This is a genomic window from Agromyces tardus, assembly GCF_003710805.1.
Classification (GTDB): domain Bacteria; phylum Actinomycetota; class Actinomycetes; order Actinomycetales; family Microbacteriaceae; genus Agromyces; species Agromyces tardus.
The window spans coordinates 1-21,351 of record NZ_RHHB01000061.1 but is presented as its reverse complement, the minus strand read 5'-3'; the positions used below and the strand labels follow the sequence as shown (position 1 = coordinate 21,351).

At 72.6% G+C, this 21,351-nt stretch carries 22 protein-coding genes and 1 pseudogene; 9 read left to right on the top strand and 14 right to left on the bottom strand.

Annotated elements, in window-relative coordinates; translation table 11 throughout:
• Positions 1 to 380, bottom strand: a 380-nt coding sequence (locus EDM22_RS17655; RefSeq protein WP_245989526.1) for a PfkB family carbohydrate kinase, incomplete at its 3' end; no start/stop codon positions are given.
• Positions 364 to 1,284 (bottom strand): pseudouridine-5'-phosphate glycosidase, encoded by a 921-nt coding sequence (locus EDM22_RS17650; protein WP_212591986.1) that lies wholly within the window; start codon positions 1,282 to 1,284, stop codon positions 364 to 366. The genes EDM22_RS17650 and EDM22_RS17655, both read right to left, overlap by 17 nt.
• A 78-nt stretch (positions 1,285 to 1,362) precedes the next feature.
• On the opposite strand from EDM22_RS17650, the gene EDM22_RS17645 reads away from it, so the two are divergent.
• From EDM22_RS17645 to EDM22_RS17635, 3 genes are read left to right on the top strand one after another with little or no spacing between them, the layout of a single operon-like run.
• The gene (locus EDM22_RS17645) at positions 1,363 to 2,289 is read left to right on the top strand and encodes an ABC transporter ATP-binding protein (protein WP_122938399.1); all 927 of its coding nucleotides are present in this window, start codon (positions 1,363 to 1,365) and stop codon (positions 2,287 to 2,289) included.
• Positions 2,286 to 3,179: an ABC transporter permease gene (locus EDM22_RS17640; protein ID WP_122938398.1), complete on the top strand. Its 894-nt coding sequence runs from the start codon at positions 2,286 to 2,288 to the stop codon at positions 3,177 to 3,179. The genes EDM22_RS17645 and EDM22_RS17640 overlap by 4 nt, the downstream gene beginning before the upstream one ends.
• Positions 3,176 to 4,003: an ABC transporter permease gene (locus EDM22_RS17635; RefSeq protein WP_122938402.1), complete on the top strand. Its 828-nt coding sequence runs from the start codon at positions 3,176 to 3,178 to the stop codon at positions 4,001 to 4,003. Before EDM22_RS17640 ends, EDM22_RS17635 begins: the two co-directional genes overlap by 4 nt.
• 63 nt (positions 4,004 to 4,066) lie before the next feature.
• Here the strand turns inward: EDM22_RS17635 and EDM22_RS17630 are convergent, their stop codons facing one another.
• The gene (locus EDM22_RS17630; RefSeq protein WP_122938397.1) at positions 4,067 to 4,375 is read right to left on the bottom strand and encodes an antibiotic biosynthesis monooxygenase; all 309 of its coding nucleotides are present in this window, start codon (positions 4,373 to 4,375) and stop codon (positions 4,067 to 4,069) included.
• Between the two features lie 131 nt (positions 4,376 to 4,506).
• Here EDM22_RS17630 and EDM22_RS17625 point away from each other — a divergent pair, with 131 nt between their 5' ends.
• On the top strand, positions 4,507 to 4,857 hold the full coding sequence (locus EDM22_RS17625; RefSeq protein ID WP_122938396.1) for a hypothetical protein: 351 nt from the start codon (positions 4,507 to 4,509) through the stop codon (positions 4,855 to 4,857).
• A gap of 39 nt (positions 4,858 to 4,896) precedes the next feature.
• On the opposite strand, the gene EDM22_RS17620 is transcribed toward EDM22_RS17625, so the two are convergent.
• Together EDM22_RS17620 and EDM22_RS17615 are read right to left on the bottom strand one after the other, a co-directional pair.
• Complete coding sequence (locus EDM22_RS17620; protein WP_245989524.1) at positions 4,897 to 5,322, bottom strand: four-helix bundle copper-binding protein; 426 nt, start codon at positions 5,320 to 5,322, stop codon at positions 4,897 to 4,899.
• Between the two features lie 191 nt (positions 5,323 to 5,513).
• A complete protein-coding gene (locus tag EDM22_RS17615) occupies positions 5,514 to 7,007 on the bottom strand; it encodes an MFS transporter (protein WP_122938395.1) in 1,494 nt (497 codons plus the stop codon).
• A gap of 261 nt (positions 7,008 to 7,268) precedes the next feature.
• On the opposite strand from EDM22_RS17615, the gene EDM22_RS17610 reads away from it, so the two are divergent.
• The gene (locus EDM22_RS17610) at positions 7,269 to 7,706 is read left to right on the top strand and encodes a DUF2269 family protein (protein WP_122938394.1); all 438 of its coding nucleotides are present in this window, start codon (positions 7,269 to 7,271) and stop codon (positions 7,704 to 7,706) included.
• 62 nt (positions 7,707 to 7,768) lie between these two features.
• On the opposite strand, the gene ribH is transcribed toward EDM22_RS17610, so the two are convergent.
• From ribH to EDM22_RS17590, 4 genes and pseudogenes are all read right to left on the bottom strand, one after another.
• Positions 7,769 to 8,239 carry a 6,7-dimethyl-8-ribityllumazine synthase gene (gene ribH, locus EDM22_RS17605; protein ID WP_122938393.1) on the bottom strand — a complete coding sequence of 157 codons (471 nt, stop codon included), beginning with the start codon at positions 8,237 to 8,239 and terminating at the stop codon, positions 7,769 to 7,771.
• Positions 8,236 to 9,540, bottom strand: coding sequence for a GTP cyclohydrolase II (gene ribA / locus EDM22_RS17600; RefSeq protein WP_122938392.1), 1,305 nt, complete (start codon positions 9,538 to 9,540; stop codon positions 8,236 to 8,238). Before ribA ends, ribH begins: the two co-directional genes overlap by 4 nt.
• Positions 9,537 to 10,217: a riboflavin synthase gene (locus EDM22_RS17595; RefSeq protein WP_122938391.1), complete on the bottom strand. Its 681-nt coding sequence runs from the start codon at positions 10,215 to 10,217 to the stop codon at positions 9,537 to 9,539. The genes ribA and EDM22_RS17595 overlap by 4 nt, the downstream gene beginning before the upstream one ends.
• A 1-nt stretch (position 10,218) precedes the next feature.
• Positions 10,219 to 10,779 (bottom strand): annotated as a pseudogene (locus EDM22_RS17590) (RibD family protein); the annotation flags it as partial.
• Between the two features lie 338 nt (positions 10,780 to 11,117).
• Between EDM22_RS17590 and EDM22_RS17585 the strand changes: the two are divergent.
• On the top strand, positions 11,118 to 11,363 hold the full coding sequence (locus EDM22_RS17585; protein ID WP_138708131.1) for a hypothetical protein: 246 nt from the start codon (positions 11,118 to 11,120) through the stop codon (positions 11,361 to 11,363).
• A 116-nt stretch (positions 11,364 to 11,479) separates the two neighbouring features.
• The gene (locus EDM22_RS17580) at positions 11,480 to 12,937 is read left to right on the top strand and encodes a maltokinase N-terminal cap-like domain-containing protein (protein ID WP_122938388.1); all 1,458 of its coding nucleotides are present in this window, start codon (positions 11,480 to 11,482) and stop codon (positions 12,935 to 12,937) included.
• Between the two features lie 14 nt (positions 12,938 to 12,951).
• Here EDM22_RS17580 and EDM22_RS17575 read toward each other — a convergent pair whose 3' ends face one another.
• Positions 12,952 to 13,407 (bottom strand): methyltransferase family protein, encoded by a 456-nt coding sequence (locus tag EDM22_RS17575; protein WP_170964197.1) that lies wholly within the window; start codon positions 13,405 to 13,407, stop codon positions 12,952 to 12,954.
• A gap of 89 nt (positions 13,408 to 13,496) precedes the next feature.
• Positions 13,497 to 17,162, bottom strand: a complete 3,666-nt coding sequence (locus EDM22_RS17570) for a DEAD/DEAH box helicase (RefSeq protein ID WP_122938386.1) — start codon at positions 17,160 to 17,162, stop codon at positions 13,497 to 13,499.
• 74 nt (positions 17,163 to 17,236) lie between these two features.
• On the opposite strand from EDM22_RS17570, the gene EDM22_RS17565 reads away from it, so the two are divergent.
• A complete protein-coding gene (locus EDM22_RS17565) occupies positions 17,237 to 18,070 on the top strand; it encodes an MOSC domain-containing protein (protein ID WP_122938385.1) in 834 nt (277 codons plus the stop codon).
• A 126-nt stretch (positions 18,071 to 18,196) separates the two neighbouring features.
• Here the strand turns inward: EDM22_RS17565 and EDM22_RS17560 are convergent, their stop codons facing one another.
• From EDM22_RS17560 to EDM22_RS17550, 3 genes are all read right to left on the bottom strand, one after another.
• Entirely contained in the window at positions 18,197 to 18,826 is a 630-nt protein-coding gene (locus EDM22_RS17560; protein ID WP_245989522.1) for a hemerythrin domain-containing protein, read from the bottom strand.
• Positions 18,827 to 18,984: 158 nt separating this feature from the next.
• Positions 18,985 to 19,458 carry a GyrI-like domain-containing protein gene (locus EDM22_RS17555; protein ID WP_122938383.1) on the bottom strand — a complete coding sequence of 158 codons (474 nt, stop codon included), beginning with the start codon at positions 19,456 to 19,458 and terminating at the stop codon, positions 18,985 to 18,987.
• A gap of 141 nt (positions 19,459 to 19,599) precedes the next feature.
• Positions 19,600 to 20,337 carry a nucleoside/nucleotide kinase family protein gene (locus EDM22_RS17550; RefSeq protein ID WP_122938382.1) on the bottom strand — a complete coding sequence of 246 codons (738 nt, stop codon included), beginning with the start codon at positions 20,335 to 20,337 and terminating at the stop codon, positions 19,600 to 19,602.
• Between the two features lie 134 nt (positions 20,338 to 20,471).
• Between EDM22_RS17550 and EDM22_RS17545 the strand changes: the two genes are divergently transcribed.
• Entirely contained in the window at positions 20,472 to 21,257 is a 786-nt protein-coding gene (locus EDM22_RS17545) for a DUF1345 domain-containing protein (protein ID WP_138708130.1), read from the top strand.
• The last annotated feature ends 94 nt before the right edge of the window (positions 21,258 to 21,351 follow it).

Here is a 21,351-nt window from a genome sequence, read left to right as displayed (position 1 = left end):
GTGCGCCCGCCCTGGGGGTCGCCGCGCCCCACGCCCGCGCGGGGGGGGCCGCGCCGCTGCAGGCGCACGTCGACCCCGGTGGCGGCGAGGGCCGCCGCGAGCGCGTCGCCCGCGCCGTCGGGCCCGACGCAGCCGAGGAACCGGGTGGGCGTGCGCGGCGCCGCGAGGGCGGCGACGTTCGCCGCACTGCCGCCCCGCGAGCGGAACACCTGTGCCGCCGTGTCGGTCGCCGCGCGGATCGGCTCCGACGCCCACACCACGATGTCCTCCAGCAGGTCGCCCGCGACGACGAGCACCCCGGCTGCGGCCGGTCGCGCCGCGGCGCCATCGCGCCCGGCCTCTGCGGCCCCCTCGCGCTCGCGCTCAGCCGGCGACGGCACGCGCGATCTCCGCCCCGAGGGCCGCATTGCCGCGGTAGACCGCGAGGTTCACCTCGAGGCTCCGGCCGCCGGTCGCGCGCTGCACGAAGTCGAGCAGGAACGGCGTCGTGTCGTGTCCCGTGACGCCGGCGGCATCCGCCGCGGCGAGGGCCTCGGCGAGCACGCGGTCGTGGAGTCCGGGGTCGAGCTGCTCGGCCTCGGCGATCGGGTTGGCCACGAGCACGGCGGCGTCGAGGCCGAGGTCGTCGCGCGCGCGGGCGATCGCCGCGGCATCCGCTGCGCTCTCGATGCGCGTCTCGAGCGCGAAGCCCGAGTCGGCCACGTAGAAGCCGGGGTAGCGCAGCGTTCGGTAGCCGACCACGGGGATGCCGAGGGTCTCGAGTCGCTCGAGCGTGGCTCCCACGTCGAGGATCGACTTCACGCCCGCGCTCACGAGCGTGATGGGGGTGACGGCGAGCGTCGGCAGGTCGGCGGACTCGTCGAAGGTCTCGCTCGCGCCGCGGTGCACGCCGCCGAGCCCGCCCGTCGACATGACGCGGATGCCGGCGCGATGCGCGAGCCACGCCGTCGCGGCCACGGTCGTGCCAGCATCGAGCTCCTGGGCCCGGGCGACGGGCAGGTCGCGCGTGCTCGCCTTCACGACGCCGTCGGCGGTGCACAGGCGCTCGATCTCCGACTCGGTGAGGCCCACGGTCGCGACCCCGGCGACGACGCCGATCGTCGCGGGCACGACGCCCGCATCGCGCACGAGCGCCTCGGTCTCGAGGCCCACGTCGAGGTTGCGCGGGCGGGGGAGCCCGTGCGTGAGGATCGTGGACTCGAGGGCGAGCACGGGGCGGCCCGATGCGACCGCCTCCCGTACGTGATCGGCGACGCGGATGCCGCGGGGCGGGGTCGGCTGCATGAGGGTCATGCTATGTCGGGGCTCCGGCCTGTGGCATCCGCTCGCCGTTGTCGGTGCCGCGGGCTACGGTAGGGAACCGTGCCGCAGCCAGTCATCTCCGCCGTCGACCTCGTGAAGCGCTACGGCGATGTCGCCGCCGTCGACGGCCTGTCGTTCGAGGTGGCCGCGGGGGAGTCGTTCGGGCTCCTCGGGCCGAACGGCGCGGGCAAGTCGACCACGATGCGCATGATCGGCGCGGTGTCCACGCGCACGGGCGGCGAGTTGTCGATCCTGGGGCTCGACCCCGACCGCAACGGCCCCGACATCCGCTCGCAGCTCGGCGTCGTGCCGCAGGCCGACAACCTCGACACCGAGCTGCGCGTGCGCGAGAACCTGCTCGTCTACGGTCGGTACTTCGGCCTGCCGCGCAAGGTCGTCGCCGAGCGCGCCGACGAGCTGCTTGCGTTCGCCCAGCTCGAGGACAAGGGCGACGCGAAGGTCGACGCGCTCTCGGGCGGCATGAAGCGCCGGCTCACGATCGCCCGCGGGCTCATCAACGACCCGCGCATCCTGCTGCTCGACGAGCCCACGACGGGGCTCGATCCGCAGGCCCGCCACATCCTGTGGGACCGGCTGTTCCGCCTCAAGGAGCAGGGCAAGACGCTCGTGCTCACGACCCACTACATGGACGAGGCCGAGCAGCTGTGCGACCGGCTCATCGTCGTCGACCATGGGAGGATCATGGCCGAGGGCACCCCGGCCGAGCTGATCCGCCGCTACTCGTCGCGCGAGGTGCTCGAGCTGCGGTTCGGATCCGACCGCAACGAGGAGGTGGCCCGGGCGCTCGAGGGGAGCGGCGACCGCGTCGAAGTGCTCCCCGACCGCATCCTCGTGTACACCGCCGACGGCGAGGCCGAGCTCGAGCGCATCGTCGATGCGGGCCTGCACCCGCGCACGAGCCTCGTGCGCCGGTCGAGCCTCGAAGACGTCTTCCTGCGCCTCACCGGACGGAGCCTCATCGAATGAGCGATCCTCGCCGGTCGAGTCGCGGCGGAGCCGCGTATCGAGACCCCGTCGTGACCGAGAACGCCGCGACCGACGATGCCCGCCAGGCGCTCGCCGCGGGCGCACGACCGCGCCGCTTCGGCGCCTGGTACGTGGCCGAGCACCGGTTCCGCGTCATGCGCTCCTACGGCCAGACGATCCTCGTCACGGGGTTCGGCGAGCCGCTCATCTACCTCTACGCGATGGGCGTGGGGCTCGCCACGCTCGTCGACCAGAACCTCGGCCTCGAGGCGCAGGGGGTCGGGTACCTCGTCTACGTGGCGCCGGCCCTGCTCTGCAGCGCGGCCCTCACGACCGCCACCATCGAGTTCTCCTACCCGGTGCTGCTCGGCTACAAGTGGAATCCCACCTTCAGCGGCATGCACGCGGGGCCGATCAGTCCCGGCCAGATCGTCGACGGCCTCGTCATCTCCGTCGTCGTGCGGCTCGCGGCGACCGTGGCGATCTACTTCGGTTTCATGCTGCTGTTCGGTGCGGTCCCCTCGCCGACGGGCTGGCTGGCGATCGTGATCGCGACCCTCACCGGCATGGCCTTCGGCACGCTGCTCATGGCGTACGCCTCGACGATCCGCGACGACACCGGGCAGCTCGCGATGGTCGAGCGGCTCATCGTGCTGCCGCTCACCCTGTTCTCGGGCACCTTCTTCCCGCTGTCGGAGCTGCCCTGGTTCCTGCAGTGGATCGGCTGGATCTCGCCGCTCTGGCACGGCACCGAGCTCGCCCGCGTCGCGACCTTCGGCTACCCCGAGCCCATCTGGCTCTCGGTCGTGCACGTCGTGGTGCTCGTCACCATGGCGGTCGCCGGATGGGCCTGGTCACGGCGCATCGCGGCGCGGAGGCTCGCGTCATGAGCGTCGTCGACCACGCGATCGAGCATCGCGGCGCCGGCCGCCGGGGCGTCGGCGCGCTGTACGCAGGCAACTCGCGTGCGGTCATGTACCGGGGCTGGCGCGCGACCCGCTCGACGAACTGGCTCGTGATGCTGAGCGGACTGTTCGAGCCGATCTTCTACCTGCTCTCGCTCGGCATCGGCCTCGGCGCGCTCGTCGGCACGGTCGCCGTCGACGGCCAGGAGGTGCCGTACGCGGCGTTCATCGCGCCGGCCCTGCTCGCCGTGGCGGCGATGAACGGCGCGATCTACGACTCCACCTGGAACGTGTTCTTCAAGATCCGGTTCGCCCGGCTCTACGAGGGCATGCTCGCCACCTCGCTCGGTCCGCTCGACGTCGCCCTCGGCGAGATCCTCCTCGCGCTCCTGCGCGGCGCGCTCTACGCCGTGAGCTTCCTGCTCGTCATGCAGGTGCTCGGGCTCACCCTCTCCTGGTGGGCGCTCCTCGCCCTGCCGGCCGTGCTCCTCATCGCCTTCGGCTTCGCGAGCGTCGGCATGGCGATCACGAGCTACCTGAAGTCCTTCCAGCAGATGGACTGGATCAACTTCGTGATGCTGCCGATGTTCCTGTTCTCCGCGACGTTCTACCCGCTGAGCGTCTACCCCGAGGCGATCCAGCGCATCATCCAGGCGCTCCCGCTCTGGCACGGCGTCGAGCTCGTGCGCTCGCTCACCACGGGCGCCGTCGACTGGGGGCTGCTGTGGCATGTGGCGTACTTCGTCGTGATGATCGCCGTAGGCCTCACGTTCACCACGAAACGGCTGCGGGCGCTCTTCCTCGACTGAGCGTGCGGCGATCGATCGGATGCTGCGTGGGAGCCCGACGCCGATCGCATCGCCGCCGTTCGTTCACCCGTCGCCGCGGGGCTCCGCCTCGGCGTCCTCGAGCAGGATGCGCTCGGGCGGCGCCGCGTACCAGAGCCCGTCGGGGTCGTCGTCCTCGGCGACCGCGAAGAGCGACGGGAGCGCGGCCTCCCAGTGCGCGCGGGTCTCCCATCGCGCGATGCCGACGATGCGGCCGCCCTCGACCTCGCGCCACGGGCCGATGTCGAGCAGCCCCCGGGTGCCGAGTGCGGCGAGCCGCACCCGGTTCATCGAGTCGAGCACCGCCTGCTCGTACCCGGGGTTCGGCCGGTGGATCGACATGTGGATGAACATGCCGCCACGTTAGCCCCGCCCGGGGAGTTTCGGCAGGTGACCCGAGTGTTTCCGCGTGTGACGGGCCGCCGCGACATCCGCCGCGCCCCGGCGTATCGTCGCCTGCACCGAACCGACCACGAGGAGCCCGCATGTCGACCCCGAAGCCGCACACCGCCGCCCAGCCCCGCACGGGCGTGGCGATGGGCATGCGCGGCTGCGTCGAGGGCGAGGCGTGCACGAGCGATCGTCCGGGCCACGGGCTGCACCCCATGCAGGAGCGCCTCTCGCGCATCGCCGCGAGCCGGTGGATCGACGCGATCGTCGTGGCCGCGGCATCCGACGGATTCGTCGAGCTCGTCGACCTCGAGGGCGGCGCGCATCGCGTGTGGCACCACGGAGCCCTGACGGGCGGTATCGCCGTGGGCGACCCGGTCGCCCTGCACGGCGTCTACGGCGTGCTCGCCCGCGGCGACGACCGATTCAGCGTCGCCGCGATCTGAGCACGACGGTCGGCGCGACGAACGCCGCAGCAGCGGGCGTCACCCCGCGGGCATCATCCCCTTCATCGAGCCCATCATCTTCTCCATGGCCATCACGGCCTGATCGCACGCCATCGCGCACATGCGGCAGTGCTCGCTCATCTCGGCGTGCATCATGCACTCGGCCGAGCAGGCGCGGCACATCATGACGGTCGTCTCCATCATCGACATCATCACCTGCATGTCGTAGCCGTTCATGCGCAGCATCATGCGCATCATCGTGTCGCAGACGTCGGCGCAGTTCGAGCACATCGCCGCGCATCGGCCCATGCCCTCGCCCGCGTCGGAGTCGGCGCACATGATGCACGCCTGCATGCACGCGGAGAGGGCCTCCATACACTCCTGCATCATGTCCATGTCCATGCCCTGCATGGGCATCTCCGACGCCGACATGGCGCCCTTCATCATGTCCATCGTCATGTTCATGCCGCACCCGCCGTCTCCGGGGCCGGGCGTCGACGTTGCCGGCTGCGAACCCGGCGACCCTGTCGGGCCTCATGCTACGCCGGGGCCGGACCGTCGAGAAGGGGCGGCGGGCAGGGTTCACGGGCATGAAACAGGGCGGATGCCGCGGGCTCGTGGCCGCGGCATCCGCCCTGTCGTTCGCAGTGCCGCCCCTACAGGGACGAGACCTCTGCTTCGGCCTCGGCGAGCTGGGTGTCGGCGCCGAGTCCCGCCTCGTCGTAGTCGACGTCCTTCGTCTCCTTCGAGATGATGAGCGCCACGAGGGTCAGGACGCCCATGACCGAGAGGTACACGCCCACCGGCCACGGCTCGCCGTCGGCGGCCGCCCAGAGCGCGACCGCGATGAGCGGCGCGACCGCCGCGCCGAGGATCGACGCGACGTTGTAGGCGATGGCCGAGCCCGTGTAGCGCACGTTCGTGGGGAACAGCTCGGGCAGCAGCGCGCCCATCGGGCCGAAGGTGGCGCCCATGAGGGTGAAGCCGAACACGAGGAACGCCATCGTGAGGGCGCCGGTGAACTTCGGATCGAGCTGCGGCATGAGGAAGTAGTTGAAGCTCAGGCCGAACGCGATGATGAGCGAAGTGACCCAGATGAGCAGCCGGCGGCGCCCGATCCGGTCGGCGATCGGGCCCGAGAGCATCGTGAAGATGCCGAAGAACACGACGCCGAAGATCTGCATCGTCACGAAGTCGGTGTACGTGAACCCGAGACCAGGGTAGAACTGCGCGGCGAACGCGGTGGCGTCGAAGGGCTTGCCGGATGCCTCCGCGGCGGCCGCGGCGGTGGCCGACGCCGTCTCGAGGTCGGCCGCCTTCGTGCCGTACGACAGCGTGAAGTTCGTCATGAGGTAGAAGAGCACGTAGGTCGCCAGCATGAAGAAGGTGCCGAGGACGAGTTCGCGCCAGTTGTGGCGGAAGACCGTGCCGAGCGGCAGCTTGCGGATCGCGCCCTGCCGCGCGGCCTTCGTGAAGGTCGCCGACTCGACGAGCCGCAGCCGCACCCAGAGGCCGACGATGACCATGACGGCCGAGAAGAGGAAGGGCACGCGCCAGCCCCACTCGAAGAACCACTCGCGCGACGGGGAGAGCAGGTTGATCGCGAGGAACACGCCGTTCGCGATGATGAAGCCGAGGGGCGCGCCGAGCTGCGGGAACGTGCCGTACCAGGCGCGTTGGCCCTTCGGGGCGTTCTCGGTCGCGACGAGCGCGGCGCCCGACCACTCGCCGCCGAGGGCGAAGCCCTGCGCGAGGCGGAGCACGAGCAGCAGGAGCGCCGCCCACCAGCCGATCTGGTCGTACGTCGGCAGCAGGCCGATGAGGAAGGTCGCGATGCCCATCGTGAGCAGGGAGGCCACGAGGGTGGCCTTGCGCCCGTACTTGTCGCCGAAGTGGCCGAAGACGATCGCGCCGATCGGGCGGGCGACCATCGCGGCGCCGAAGACGGCGAACGAGGCGAGGAGCGCGGTCGTGTCGTCGCCCGTCGGGAAGAACAGGATCGGGAACACGAGCACGGCGGCGGTCGCGTACGCGTAGAAGTCGTAGAACTCGATGGTCGTGCCGACGAGGCTCGCGAGGATGACGCGGCTGCGTGAGTTGGCGGGCTGCGCCTCGGCGGCGGGAGTGGGGCTGGATGCGGTTGCGGTCATGGGGACGCTGTGACTCCGGTGGCTGGGGGAGGCCGGGCACGGGGGCGTCGGTCTGGCGTCAGGACCGCGGACGGCGTGGTGGAACCGCTGCTTGTGGCAACCGGACAACACTACGCGCGTGCCCGGCGGCCGCGCTCGCCGGGTGCGACGAGCGGTCGGGATCGTGCGACGAACGGTCGCGGTGGCGTCGACGCCGAGCCGCAGCCGGCACTCGCCGAACGATGGATGCCGGGCCGCATTCCCGATGGCTAGGCTGGCCGCATGGACACCCTCTTCACCATCCTGCATGTCGTGACCGCCGTCTTCATCGTCGGCCCGATGGCGATCCTGCCGATGACCGCGATGCGCGCCGTGCGAGCGGGGAACGCGAGCCAGGTGGCGACGCTCGCGAAGTCCACGATGATCTTCTCCTGGCTGTCGCTCATCGTGTTCGTGCTCGGCTTCGGCGTCATGGGCATGGCCGACCCCAAGTACGACCTCAGCTTCACGACGCCGTGGATCCTCTGGTCGATCATCCTGTACGTCGTCGCGTTCGCCGTCAGCGTGTTCGTCGTGGTGCCCGCCATGCGGAAGGCGGCCACGGCGCTCGAGTCGACCGACGCCCCCGCGGCATCCGGCTACCCGGCGATCGCGGCCGGCAGCGGCGTCGTGTCGCTGCTGCTCGTCGTGGTCGTCGTGCTCATGGTCTGGAAGCCGTAGCCCGCTCTCCCCGCCCCGGCACTCCTCCGGCCCGCCCCGTGCCACGCGGCGCGGGCCGGGTCTCAGCCCGCGAGCGCGCGCAGCGCCCGCGCCGTGGCGATCGCGGCCTCGGCGGCCTCACGTCCCTTGTCCTCCTTCGAGCCCGGGAGCCCCGCACGGTCGAGGCCCTGCTGCTCGTCGTCGAGGGTGAGCACGCCGAAGCCCACGGGCTTGCCCGTGTCGAGCGCGACGCGCGTGAGCCCGTCGGTCGCGGCCGCCGAGACGTACTCGAAGTGCGGGGTGCCGCCGCGGATGATGACGCCGAGCGCCACGACCGCGTCGGCGCCGGCCTCGAGCGCCGCCTTCGACACCACCGGGAGCTCGAAGCTGCCCGGCACGCGCACGAGCGAGAACTCGGCACCGGATGCCTCGAGGGTGCGTGTCGCACCCGCGATGAGCCCGTTCGTGATCTCGTCGTGCCAGCTTCCGGCGACGATGACGACGCGCAGGCCCGAGCCGTCGACGTCGAGTTCGGGGGATCCTGCTCCGCTCATGATGCGTGTCCTTTCAGCAGTGCGTCGGCGGCAGCGTCGGTCAGCTGCTCGTCGTCGATCGAGTGGCCCATCCGGGTGCGCTTCGTCTCGAGGTAGGCGGCGTTGCCGGAGCCCACGCCGACGACGAGCGGCAGCCGCTCGGCGACCCGGATGCCGTGCGCCTCGAGCTGGCGCACCTTCTCGGGGTTGTTCGTGAGAAGGCGCACGCGGTCGATGCCGAGGTCGTCGAGGATCGCGCTCGCGGCGGTGTAGTCCCGCGCGTCGACCGGCAGGTCGAGTGCGAGGTTCGCGTCGAGCGTGTCGAGGCCGGCCTCCTGCAGGCGGTAGGCGCGCAGCTTGTTGATGAGGCCGATGCCGCGTCCTTCGTGGCCCCGCAGGTACACCACGACGCCGCCCGAGTCCTGGATCGCCTCGAGCGCGGCGTCGAGCTGCGGCCCGCACTCGCACTTGAGCGAGCCGAACGCCTCGCCCGTGAGGCACTCGGAGTGCACGCGCACGATCGCGCCCGAGGCATCCGCTTCGGGAGAGCCCGCGATGATCGCCACGTGGTCGGCGCCCGTGCTGCGGTCGCGGTAGGCGCGCACGCGGAACGTGCCGTGCAGGGTCGGCAGCTCGGTCTCGACCTCGAACTGCACGCGCGAGCTCTCGGCGACCGGCGCCGGGATGCGGTCGAGCGCGAGGTCCTGGCCCTGGTGCCACTCGTGCAGGTACGCGACGAGCGCTGCGACCGTCGTGACCGGGAGGTCCTCGCGCTCGCCGAGCTCGATGAGGCCGGGCAGGCGCATCATCTCGCCGTCCTCGGCGACGATCTCGGCGATGACGCCCACGGGCGACAGGCCCGCGAGGCGCAGGAGGTCGACCGCGGCCTCGGTGTGCCCGGCGCGCTCGCGCACGCCGCCGTCGACCGCCCGCAGCGGCAGCACGTGGCCGGGGCGGATCAGCCGGTCGGGCGTCGACTCGGGGTCGGCGAGGACGCGCAGCGTGTGCGCGCGTTCGCCCGCCGAGATGCCGGTGCTGTTGCGGTCGGCGGCGTCGACCGAGATCGTGTACGCCGTGCCGCGCGCGTCCTCGTTGCGCTGCACCATGGGCGGCAGCTGCAGCCGGTCGGCGACCGAGTTCGGCATCGGCGCGCAGAGGAATCCGCTCGTGTTGCGCACCATCCACGCGATCCACTCCTGGGTCGCGAACTCGGCGGCCATGATCGCGTCGCCCTCGTTCTCACGGGCCTCGTCGTCGGCCACGATGACGGGCTTCCCGGCGCGAAGTGCGTCGAGCACCTCGGGGATCGTTGCGAGGCTCATGCGGCTCCTCCGGTCGGTTCGGCGTGCTGGGGTTCGCCCGCGGGTTCCGCGAGCGACGAGGGAAGCGTGTGGTGTGCGCCGCGCTGCAGCATCCGCTCGACGTGGCGGGCGAGGATGTCGGTCTCGATGTTCACCCGGTCGCCGACCGCGCGCTCGCCGAGGGTCGTGGCGGCGAGCGTCTCGGGGATGAGGGAGACCTCGAACCAGGAGCCCTCGGCCTCGTCGCCGATGGCGCTCACCGTGAGCGAGACGCCGTCGACCGCGATCGAGCCCTTGTCGACCACGAGCGACGCGATGGCGTCGTCGAGCGAGAAGCGGATGACGCGCCAGGCCTCGCCGGGCCGCACCTCGAGCACCCGCGCGGTGCCGTCGATGTGCCCCTGCACGATGTGCCCGCCGAGCCGGTCGCCCACGCGGGCGGCGCGCTCGAGGTTGACGGCGAGTCCCTCGCGCACCCCGTCGAGGGTCGACATGCGCAGCGTCTGCTGCATGACGTCGGCGGTGAACGTCTCGGCGTCGGAGTCGACGACCGTGAGGCAGACCCCCGAGACCGCGATCGAGTCGCCGTGCCGGGCGTCCTCCACGACGCGCGGCCCGCGCACGGTGAGCCGCACGACGTCGGCTGCCTGCTCGACGCGGGTGACGGTGCCGAGCTCCTCGATGATTCCGGTGAACAATTCAGGACCCTTCGTTCGGTCTGGCATGGGCGTTCGGTGCGGGGTGGGCGACGACGAGCAGGTCGTCGCCGAGGCGCCGGATGTCGGCGAATTCGTAGCGGTGCGCGTCGGCGATCGTCGCGACGCCGAGGTCGCCGAGCGCGAGGCGCGGCCCGCCGATGAGGGAGGGCGCGAGGTAGACGAGCAGCTCGTCGGCGAGCCCGGCGGCCACGAAGGCGCTCGCGAGCGTCGGCCCGCCCTCGACGAACAGCGAGCGGATGCCGAGTTCGCGCAGCGCTGCGAGGTCGGTCGCGAGGTCGGTGCCCTGCAGCAGGATCGGGGCGTGCGGATGCCGCGTGAGCGCCGCGTCGGCGGGCACCCGGCGCCGCCCGAACACCACGGGCACGGGCTGGGCGTCGAAGAGCCCGCCACCGGGTGCGCGGGCGGTGAGCGCGGGGTCGTCGGCCAGCACGGTCCCCGTGCCGACGGCGATGGCGTCGGATGCCGCGCGCCGGGCGTGCACGTCGGCCCGTGCGTCGGGGCCGGTGATCCATCGGCTCGTGCCGTCGGCAGCTGCGCCGCGCCAACGACCGCTGCCATCCGACCCATTCAGCCTGGCCCGACCCGTTCAGCCTGGCCCGACCCATTCAGCCTGGCCCGACCCATTCAGCCTGGCCCGACCCATTCAGTGGACGGCACCGGTCCTCCACCGCGCAGACAACAGGAGCCTCGCGCACAGACGCCACATGGCGCAGCGCGCGCTGCTGCACGGCGGACTACCGTGCGATCCATGACCCTCGACGACCACCCGGCTTCTGCGAACACACTCATCTCGGCCCGCGCGCTCCGCGCCACCACGGCGTCGACCTCGCCCATCGCATGGTGAGGGCGCGGGTCGGCACCGGCCGGTCGACGCGGCCGGTGCGCCTCGACATTCGCGCCGATCGGTTGTTGACCGAAGCATCGGTGCTGTTGCGCCGCACGAAGACCGACCTCCTCACCGCGGCGGTGCACGTGTACGTCGAGCGGCATCGTGAGCAACTGGAACGCGCGCTGCGCGCCGCTGAGCACCGCATCAGCGAAGCCGAGGATCCCCACCGCATCGATCCCGAGACCGGCATGACCAAGGCCGAGTGGCGAGAGCTCTGGTCATACATCCGGAACTGATCGTGAGCGCCCTCGAGGCTCGGCGCTCGCCTCCGGACATCCGCCACGAGAGGAGTGCGGAGTCATGAACCGCGTCGTTCCTCGACAACACTGCGGCTCGCCTCTACTGTTCAGGCATGGGCACCGCGATCACGGCGATCGCCGAGTGGATGCCGCGTCAGCGGTGGTACGGCGGCAAGGGTCATTCGCCGAACCTGCGCCAGATCGGCGCCTGGGAGTTGCCGAGCGGCGAGCCCGGCGCGCGAGTGCGCGCACTGCTGCTCATGGACGACGCGTCGACTCCCCCGATCCTGTACCAGGTGCCGGTCGTCGAACGCACGTCGGCGCCGCCGACGCCGCCGACCACGGATGCCGCGGCGGAGCCCGAGGCATCCGCTCATCTCATCGCGCGGCTCGACGACGGCACACTGCTCTACGACGGGCCACCCGACCGCGCCTTCACCGACGCGCTGCTCGCGTTGATCGTGGGCGAGGGCACGGCGATCGCCGATGGGGCGGATGCCGCGGGCCACTACTCCGGCGCCGAATCCGGGCTCCCCAAGCCGCCGCTCAGTGCTCCCGCCACCGTGCTCGGCGGCGAGCAGTCGAACACGTCGATCATCTACCGGCCGGAGGGATCCGGGCCGGTCATCTGCAAGGTCTTCCGCCAGCTGCACGACGGCGACAACCCGGATGTCACGCTGCAGACGGCCCTCGCGGCATCCGGTTCGCCGTACGTGCCCGCGAGCGTGGGCGACGTCTTCGGCGAATGGGACGACGTGGGACAGACGACGGGCCGGGCCCGCGGCCACCTCGCGTTCGCGCAGGAGTTCCTGCCCGGCGTCGAGGACGCGTGGCGGGTCGCACTGCTCGCGGCGGCGGGCGGTGCCCCGTTCGTCGACGAGTCGCGCGAGCTCGGCGCGGCGGTCGCCCGCGTGCACATGGCCCTCTCGGAGCTGTTCGCCCGCGAGAAGCCGTCGGCCGAGCTCATCGACGGCACGATCGCCGCCTGGCATCGCCGGCTCACGATCGCCGTCGCCGAGGTGCCCGAGCTCGAGCCGCACCGCCCCGCGATCGAGGCGTTCTACGCGCGGGCGGCTTCCGGCCGCTGGCCCGAGCTGCAGCGCATCCACGGCGACCTGCACCTGGGCCAGGTGATCTCGGTGCCCGGTCGTGGCTGGATGCTCCTCGACTTCGAGGGCGAGCCGCTGCGGCCCATGAGCGAGCGACGGCTGCCCGACTTCCCGGTGCGGGACGTGGCGGGGATGCTGCGGTCGTTCGACTACGTCGCGGGCTCGACGGCGCTCGCGCACCCCGACCAGGCGCACGAGGCCGCAGCGTGGGCCGCCGCGGCACGGCAGGCGTTCCTCGACGGGTACGTCGGCACGGTCGGCCTCGACCTGCGCGTGTACCGCGACCTGCTCGCGGCGTTCGAGCTCGACAAGGCCGTCTACGAGGCGATCTACGAGAGCCGCAACCGGCCCACTTGGGCGGCGATCCCCCTCAACGCGATCATGCACCTGCTCGAAACGGGTCCGCTCGAGGTGTCCGAGGACGCGGTGGCACCGCGGCCCGACACGTCGGTCGCCTCGTAGCGAGTCGGCACGGTTCAGCGGATGCCGCGGCCCCACAGGATGAGCGGCGTGCGCGCCGCGTACTCGCGGTACTCGTCGCCGTAGGCGTCGATGAGGCGACGCTGCTCGGCGTGCGCCTTCACGACGAGCACGATCGCGAGCAGCAGCCAGACCACGAGGAGCTCGACGCGTCCCCGCCAGAGCACCCAGCCGGCCGCGGCGACGAGGATGCCGAGGTAGATCGGGTTGCGAGTGAACCGGTAGATGCCGGCGGTGCGCAGCGGCGCTCCCGGCTTCGGCGCGACCCACGGCACGAGGTCGCGCCCGAGCGCCGCGATCCCGGCACCGGCGAGCGCGACACCCGCGACGCCGAGCACCACCGCGACGGCGGTGACCCAGGGCGCTCCCCACATCCGCTCGCCCGGCCAGAGCACGAGCAGCGCCAGCAGCAGGAACTGCGCCCACACCAGCCAGTTCGCCCGATCGCGCATGCGCCGCTCCTCCGCCTCGCTGCCCATCATCCTCGAGAAGGTGCTCGGTCGCGAGGGCCGCCGAGGATCACGACGACCCGCGACGCGGCTCACCCCTCGAGCAGCCCGCGCAGGTCGTCGGCCGTGAGGGAGCCGGCGAACGCGGCATCCGCATCGCCGCTCAGGATCGACGACACGAGCTCGCCCTTGCGGGCCTTCAGCTCCATGACCTTCTCCTCGATCGTGCCGGCGGCGACGAGCCGGTAGACCATCACCTGCTTCGCCTGGCCGATGCGGTGCGTGCGATCGATCGCCTGCGCCTCGCTCGCGGGGTTCCACCACGGGTCGAGCAGGAACACGTAGTCGGCCTCGGTGAGGTTCAGCCCGAACCCGCCCGCCTTGAGGCTGATCAGGAACACGGATGCCTCGCCCGCCCGGAACCGCGCGATCTCGGCGTCGCGGCGGCGCACCGGCGTCGAGCCGTCGAGGTACGTGTACGGCACGCCCGCGGCATCCAGTCGCGACGCCGCGCGCCCGAGGAACGTCGTGAACTGGCTGAAGACGAGTGCGCGGTGCCCCTCGGCGAGCACGTCGTCGAGCTGCTCGAAGAGCGCATCGAGCTTGGCCGAGGGGATGCCGGCGTACGCCTCGGCGTCGACGAGGGACGCATCGAGCGCCAGCATCCGCAGCAGCGTGAGCGAGCGGTACACGATGAAGCGCTGGCGATCGAGGTCGTCGATGAGGCCGAGCAGCTTCTGCCGCTCGCGCTGCAGCACCACGTCGTAGAGACGCCGGTGCTTCGGCGCGAGCTCGACCTCGAGCACCTGCTCCTGCTTCGGCGGCAGTTCGGGCGCGACGAGCTCCTTCGTGCGGCGCAGCATCAGCGGACGGATGCGGCGGCGCAGCAGCGCCAGCCGCTCGGCGTTGCCGTCGTTCTCGATCGGGCGGCGGTAGCGCTCGTCGAATCGCCGACGCGACGGGAACAGCCCCGGCGCCACGATGTCGAGCAGCGCCCACAGCTCGCCCACGTGGTTCTCCATGGGCGTGCCCGTGACGGCGAGCTTGAATGGCGCACGGATGCCGCGGGCCGCCTCGTGCACCTTCGTCGCCGGGTTCTTCACGAACTGGGCTTCGTCGAGCACGAGTCCGCCCCACTCGACCTCGGCGAACGCGGCGGCCTCGAGGCGCAGCACCGCATACGTGGTGACGACGAGGTCGACGCCGGCCGCGGCATCCGCGATGCTCTGCCGTCGCTTCGACTGGGTCGCCGTGACGGATGCCACGCGCAGCCCGGGCGTGAACCGCTCGGCCTCGCGCACCCAGTTCGACGCGACCGACGTGGGCGCGACCACGAGGAACGGCGCCGCCCGCGCCCCCGCCCCCGCCGGTCGAGCAGGCGCAGCCGTATCGAGACCCGTCCCCCGCTCCGCCGGTCGAGCAGGCGCAGCCGTATCGAGACCCGTCCCCCGCTCCGCCGGTCGAGCAGGCGCAGCCGTATCGAGACCCGTCCCCCACTCCGCCGGTCGAGTAGGCGCAGCCGTATCGAGACCCGTCCCCCACTCCGCCGGTCGAGTAGGCGCAGCCGTATCGAGACCCGTCCCCCGCCCCGCCGGTCGAGTAGGCGCAGCCGTATCGAGACCTGTCAGGCCGGCGGGTCTCGATACGCGTCCGACTCCGTCGGGCGCTACTCGACCGGCGATTGCGTCGGGCGCTACTCGACCGGCGACTCCGTCGGGCGCTCCTCGACCGGCGACTCCGTCGGGCGCTCCTCGACCGGCGACTGCGTCGGGCGCTCCTCGACCGGCCACGGCCTCGACCGCGTGCTGCACGAGGGCGAGCGCCTGGGCGGTCTTGCCGAGTCCCATGTCGTCGGCGAGGATGCCGCCGAGCCCGTTCGCCCAGAGGTATGCGAGCCAGCGGAACCCCGCGAGCTGGTACGGCCGCAGCGGCAGCGCGAGCCCGGCGGGGGGCGGCAGCTCCTCGACGCCGCCGTCGAGGCCCGCGACCGTCGCTCGCCACGACACTGCCGGCTCCGAGACATCAGCGAGGTCCTCGAAGTCGGCCCAGAGGCTCGCCTGGCTGCGGTGGATCCTCAGCCCCGTTTCCCACTCGGCGACCGTCCCGGCCTCCTCGATGAGGTCGCGCAGCTCGTCGAACCGAGGATCGGCGAGCGACAGGTAGCTCTTGTCGACGAGCAGCAGGCGGCGCTGCCCCTTCGCGAGCGCGCGGAACAACGGCATGAACGGCACCGGCTTGCCGTCGACGGTGAGCCACACGCCGAGGTCGAACCAGTCGCGCTGCCGCGACTCCACGGTCGTGACGCGCAGCTCGGCGGTCGCGGTCGCCTCGCGGTAGTCGGGGCGGTCGCCCGTGACGTCGATGCGCAGGGCGCCGCCGTCGGCGAGGCGCTCGAGCCGCGGCATCCGCTCGACCGCGAACTCGGCTGCGTCGATGCCCCGCAGCACGAGAGCGCCGAGCGGCACCCAGCCGAGCTCGTCGAGCACCCGGGCGAGCAGGTCGTCGTCGAGGTCGGGGTCGGCGGCGGCAGCCGCGAGGGCGGCGACTCCCGCCGCGCCCGTGGTTCCGGCGGCTCCGGCGGCGGATGCCTCGACCGGGCTCGTGCGCCCGTCGGCGTGCTCCCAGGTCCACGAGAGGCGCAGGATGTCGCCAGGCTCGAACGCCGCCGCGAGCACGAGCGTCGCCGGCGGGAGCGGCGGCGCCTCGAAGCTGCCGTCGAGGCTCGTGATCGGCAGCGAGCCGGCGAGCCCGTGGAAGTGCCCGCGCAGGAACACCGGCACCTCGTCGGCCGGCACCCGGATGACGCGCGGCTCGTCGAGCAGGGCGCGCTGCGCCGGGGTGAGCTCGGCGGCGAGTGGGGCGAGCTCGATGCGTCCGGCGTCGAAGTCGAAGCGGTAGAGCCCGTGCCCGAGGGTCGCGCGGACTGCCTCGACGGGATGCGCGTCGCCGTCGATCACGACGGTCGGCGTGAGCACCAGGGCGCCGTGCCCGTCGGTCGAGTAGGCGCGCAGCGCCGTATCGAGACCACTCCCGTCGGGATCTCGATACGCGCTCCGCGCTACTCGATCGGCGGGAACCGCGCTCCGCGCTACTCGATCGGCGGGGACCGCGCTCCGCGCTACTCGATCGGCGGACGGTTCCATCCGAGCGTCGAGCCCCACCGACGCGCTCCCCCGCAGCACCACCTCGGGCGTGGCATCCGACCCCACGAGGGCCACGCCGAGCCGCCCCGCCTCGGCGAGCAGCGCCCACAGCAGCGGGCTCTCGAACTCGTCGAGCGTGATCCACTCCGAGCCGTAGGCGTACACGGCGGGGGTCGTGCCCTTGAGCATCGCGAACTGCGCGAACCAGCGCGACTGCGCGGGATCGACCCCCGCGGCGCTCGCCTGGTAGGCGATGTTCTGCCAGGTGAGGCCGTCCTTGATCCACGCGCCGCGGGCGCCCTGCTTGACCGGGCGCACGGCGAGTCGATCGACGGATGCCGCCCGGCGGGCCGGCTCATCGCGCGGGCCCTGCCACTGTCCGCTGCGACGCGGCACCCGGCGCCGCAGCTCGAACTGCAGCCCGAGCGGACGCGTCGCCGCGCCGCGGGAAGCGCCGGCGGCATCCGCTCGCTCGTCGTGGCGTGGCGAACCCGAGCGATCCGACGCCGCCCCGGCGAGCCCCGCGAGCGCACTGCGCCAGTCGCCTGCGGCACCCGTCGCGGCTGCACCCGCGTCGCCCGACGCGCCCGAGCGAGGGCGGGGATCGGCGGGCATGCCTCCCATGCTCGCACGCCCACCCGACACGGCAGCCGCCGGCCCGCCCGCCGCACCCGCGATACCGTACTCGGATGCAGGTGACCCGCATCCGGCTGTATCCCGTGAAGTCGCTCGCGGGCGTCGACGTGCGCTCGGCGTCGGTGCGTCAGTGGGGGCTCGAGGGCGATCGTCGCTGGGGCGTGGTCGATGCGAACGGCACGCCCGTCACCGCCCGTGAGCGCAATGGGATACTCGCGCTCCGCGTCGAGCCGCTCGCCGACGGCGGCGTGCTGCTCGACGACGGCGGCGCAGGCATCGCCGGCACGGGCGCGGGCGAGCCGCTGCGGGTGGACCCGCCGACGGATGCCGCGCCGATCCCGGTCGGACACTCCCGCCAGGGCGCCGCGCTGCCCGCGGGCGAGGAGGCCGACGAGTGGCTGAGCGCGCGGCTCGGCGCGCCGGTGAGGCTCGTGTGGCAGCCCGATCCGCTCGCGCGGGTGATCAGCGAACGGCACGGCGGGCTGCCCGGCGAGGGACTGTCGCTCGCCGACGCCGGACCGCTGCTGCTCACGACCGAGGCGTCGCTCGCGCAGCTCGACGCGTGGACCCCCGGCGACGTCGCGCCGCTCGACATGGTGCGGTTCCGCCCGAACGTCGTGGTCGACGGCGACGAGCCCTTCGCCGAGGACGGCTGGCCGTTCGTCGAGCTCGGCACCGTGCGCTACCGCGTCACCGAGATCTGCGACCGCTGCGTCATGACCACGATCGATCCCGTCACGATCGCCCGCGGGAAGGAGCCCATCCGCACGCTCGCGAAACATCGGCGATGGGATGGCGCGACGTGGTTCGGCATCCGCATCGTGCCGCTGCTCGAACCCGCGGCATCCGCCACCCTGACCGTGGGCGACCCGGTGCGCCCGGGCTGAGCCTGCCGTTCCGGCGCCGGAACCCGGCGCGACGAGTCCGTGTCGACGGCGACGGCCGGTACTTCGGTACTTCGGTACTTCGGTACTTCGGTACCGGTTCCCGCGGAGGAACTCCCGCGTGCGCAGCTACGGGCGCGCGTCGCCCACGAGCTCGGCGCGGTTCTGCTCGTAGCTCCGCTTGCCCACCAACCGCCACACCAGTCGGAACGGCGCCGGCAGGTGCTCGTGCTGCCACGCCGCGCCGCCGTCGGGCTGCGCCGCGAGGATCGCGCCGAGCTGCGCCCACGTCTTGCCCTTCGGCGTGGCCTTGCGTCCGTGCACGGATGCCGCATCCACTTCCTTCTGGGTGAGCACGGTCTCCATGACGGGCACGATGTTCGTCTCCTCGTCGGGCAGGTGCACGGCGAGCGACGAGTTGACGCCCCCGAGCGCCGCGAGCACGCCCGCGGCATCCGTCGCCCTGCCGCTCGCCCGCCAGGCAGGCAGGGCCGCGTCGAGCGCCTTCAGGTGCACGAGCATCGCGGCGTGCTGCTCCTTCATGCGCTCGACGTGCCCGGTGCACGCGGGCGCGCGGCCCTCGAGGGTGTCCCAGAGGTGCTCGTCCTCGAACTCGTGGTGGGCATGGAGGCTCACCGAGAGCATCGCGAGGTGGTCGCCGACGACGTCGGCGTGGGTGGCGTCCCCCTCCGCGACGCCCTCGACGAGCGACGCCGCCTCGCCGAAGCTCGCGCGATACATGCGGTGGATCTCGACCATGCCCCGCGCATCGCAGGTCTTCGCGCCCGGTGCACCGCCGGGCTGGTCTCCACTTGAGGGCAGGGCGGTCGCGGGCATGTCGGCTCCGATCGTCGGCGATGGGACGCAGCTGCCCCAGAGGCTAGGGCGAAGCGGATGCCGCGGCAAGACCCCGCGCGTCAGGCCGCCGGCTTGAGCGGGCAGAAGACCTCGGTGACGGTGTCCTCGTCGGGGGTGCCGGGCGGACTCCAGTACTCCTCCCACATCGTGGACTCGTCGAGCTCACGGCCCTGCAGTGCCATGGCCGCGGCGATCGCGTCGTACGCCTCGGAGACCGTCGCGTAGGGGCCCACGTGCGTCGTCGTCGCGACCTCGGTGGCGGGAAGCTCGGCGGGCACGACGGTGCCGTCGCCCTCGACGGGGCGACCCACGCGGAACCCCGCGCTCACCGTGAGCGTTCCGGCCTGCAGGTCCATGTCGGTGTAGAGGCCCACCGCGGGGCTGTTGCCGAGCAGGCCGAGCGGCCCGAGGTAGGCCGCGACCCTGCCGAACGCCTGGCCCATCGCCGCGGGGATGCCCGGGAAGGTCGTCGCGGTGCGCACGACCGCGAGGTCGCGGTGGGGCGTCTGCGTGATGTGCACTTCGTGGGGCATGGCGGCCTCCTTCGGCGAGCGGTCCGCCGTTCAGTCTCGTCGCGACCGAGGCGGCGCGTCAGGGGCTTCCGTCCTGCGGCTGCGCGTGACCCTCCACGACGCGCCACCGCCGCCGACGCCGGGTCGACCGGGCGCAGGTCGTCAGGCCTGCTCGGCCACGACCTCCCACGTGACCCCCGACACCACGAGATCGGCGCGGGCTCGCGACGGCTCGATGCCGCGGGCGTTCGCCCCGTCGACGTCGTTCGCCCAAGCGCGGGCCGCCTCCGGCGAGCGCCCGAACTCGGTGTGCCGGCGCACGAGGCGGTCGAGTCGCTCGTCGTCGTCGGCGTCGCAGAACCACGTCGCGTCGAGCAACTCGCGCACCCGCCGCCACGGCTCGGCGTCGTGCAGCAGGTAGTTGCCCTCGACGACCACGAACCGGGCGGATGCCGCGATCGCGATGTCCCCCGCGACGGGCTCGTCGACGTCGCGTTCGAACGCGGGCGCGTACACCGTGTGGTCGGTCTCGCGGCGGACCCGCTCGAGCAGTGCCACGAACCCCCAGCCGTCGAAGGTCTCGATCGCGCCCTTGCGGTCGCGGAGGCCGAGCCGGTCGAGGGTGGCGTTGGCGAGGTGGAAGCCGTCCATGGGGAGGTGGACGGCGTCGGGCAGCTCGTCGACGAGCGCCCGTGCGAGCGTCGTCTTGCCCGCGCCGGGGCTGCCCGTGATGCCGAGCACGACGCGGGCGTGGGTCTGGGCGGCCGCACGGGCGGCCCCGGCACGGGCGACGCGGGCACGGGCGGCGGAGGCCGCCTCCAGGCGTCGCACCCGCGCGGCGAGCCGGCCCAGCGGCGTGGGCGGGGGCGTGAGTGACGGCGGCACGGCACCAGCTGGCATGCACCCAGCATGTCGCACCACGCGACATCCGCTCGCCTCGCCTCTGGCCGCGGAGGCCGCCGACACGGCACGATGGGGGGACGCGACGTCGACCGCCGTTCGCGACCGTGATCCGTGACGTGTGGGGAGCTCGCATGACGGAGGCGCCGATCCGCCCGATCACGTCGGTCGCGCTCGTGGCCGTGCGCGTCGTGAACCTCGTGGTGCTCGCGGTGGTCGTAGGGCTCGGCCTGGTGTTCGTGTGGGTGACCGACGGCACCGAGACCGAGCTGCTCTGGCTGGGCGCATGGTGCCTCGTGTCGACGCTGTACATGATCGCGTGGCTGAGCGTGCTCGGCTGGCTCTCGAGACGCTCATGGCGCACGACGGCGACCGTGGCCGGCGCGCGCGCACCCAGCCGGCTGGTCGCCCTCGTGACCACGATCGTCGCGAGCCTCATCGGGCTCACCGCCGCGAGCGAGCTGCTCGTGCTGCGCGACGATCCCGACCTCGGCAGCGCGATCGACTTCTTCGGGGTCTGGGCGATGCTGCTCGCGTGGGGGTACCTGCACTGGGGCTTCGCGCAGATCTACTACCGCCTGTACGTGCGCGGGGTGGCCTCCGGTGCTGCGGCGGGCCGGCAGGCGGCGGGTGCGCTCGTGACGGATGCCGCGGCGCTCGACGGCGCCGTGTCGGAGGTCGCGATGCCGGGTGCCGTCGCGACGGATGCCCCGCCGCCGCCCTTCCGCTTCCCCGCGACGCCCAACCCGGGCCTGCTCGACTTCGTCTACCTGTCGTTCATGGTCGGCACGAGCTTCACGCCCAACGACGTGGAGACGACCACCCGCGTGCGCTGGACCGTCACCTGGCACTCCGTGCTCAGCTTCTTCTTCAACGGGTTCATCATCGTGCTCGCGCTCACCACGATCATGAACGGCTGAGACCGAGCGGATGCCGCGGGGTGCCGCCCGCCGCGGGGTGCCGCCCGCCGCGCGGTGCCGCCCGCCGCGCGGCCGGACTACGCCCCCGCCGGCG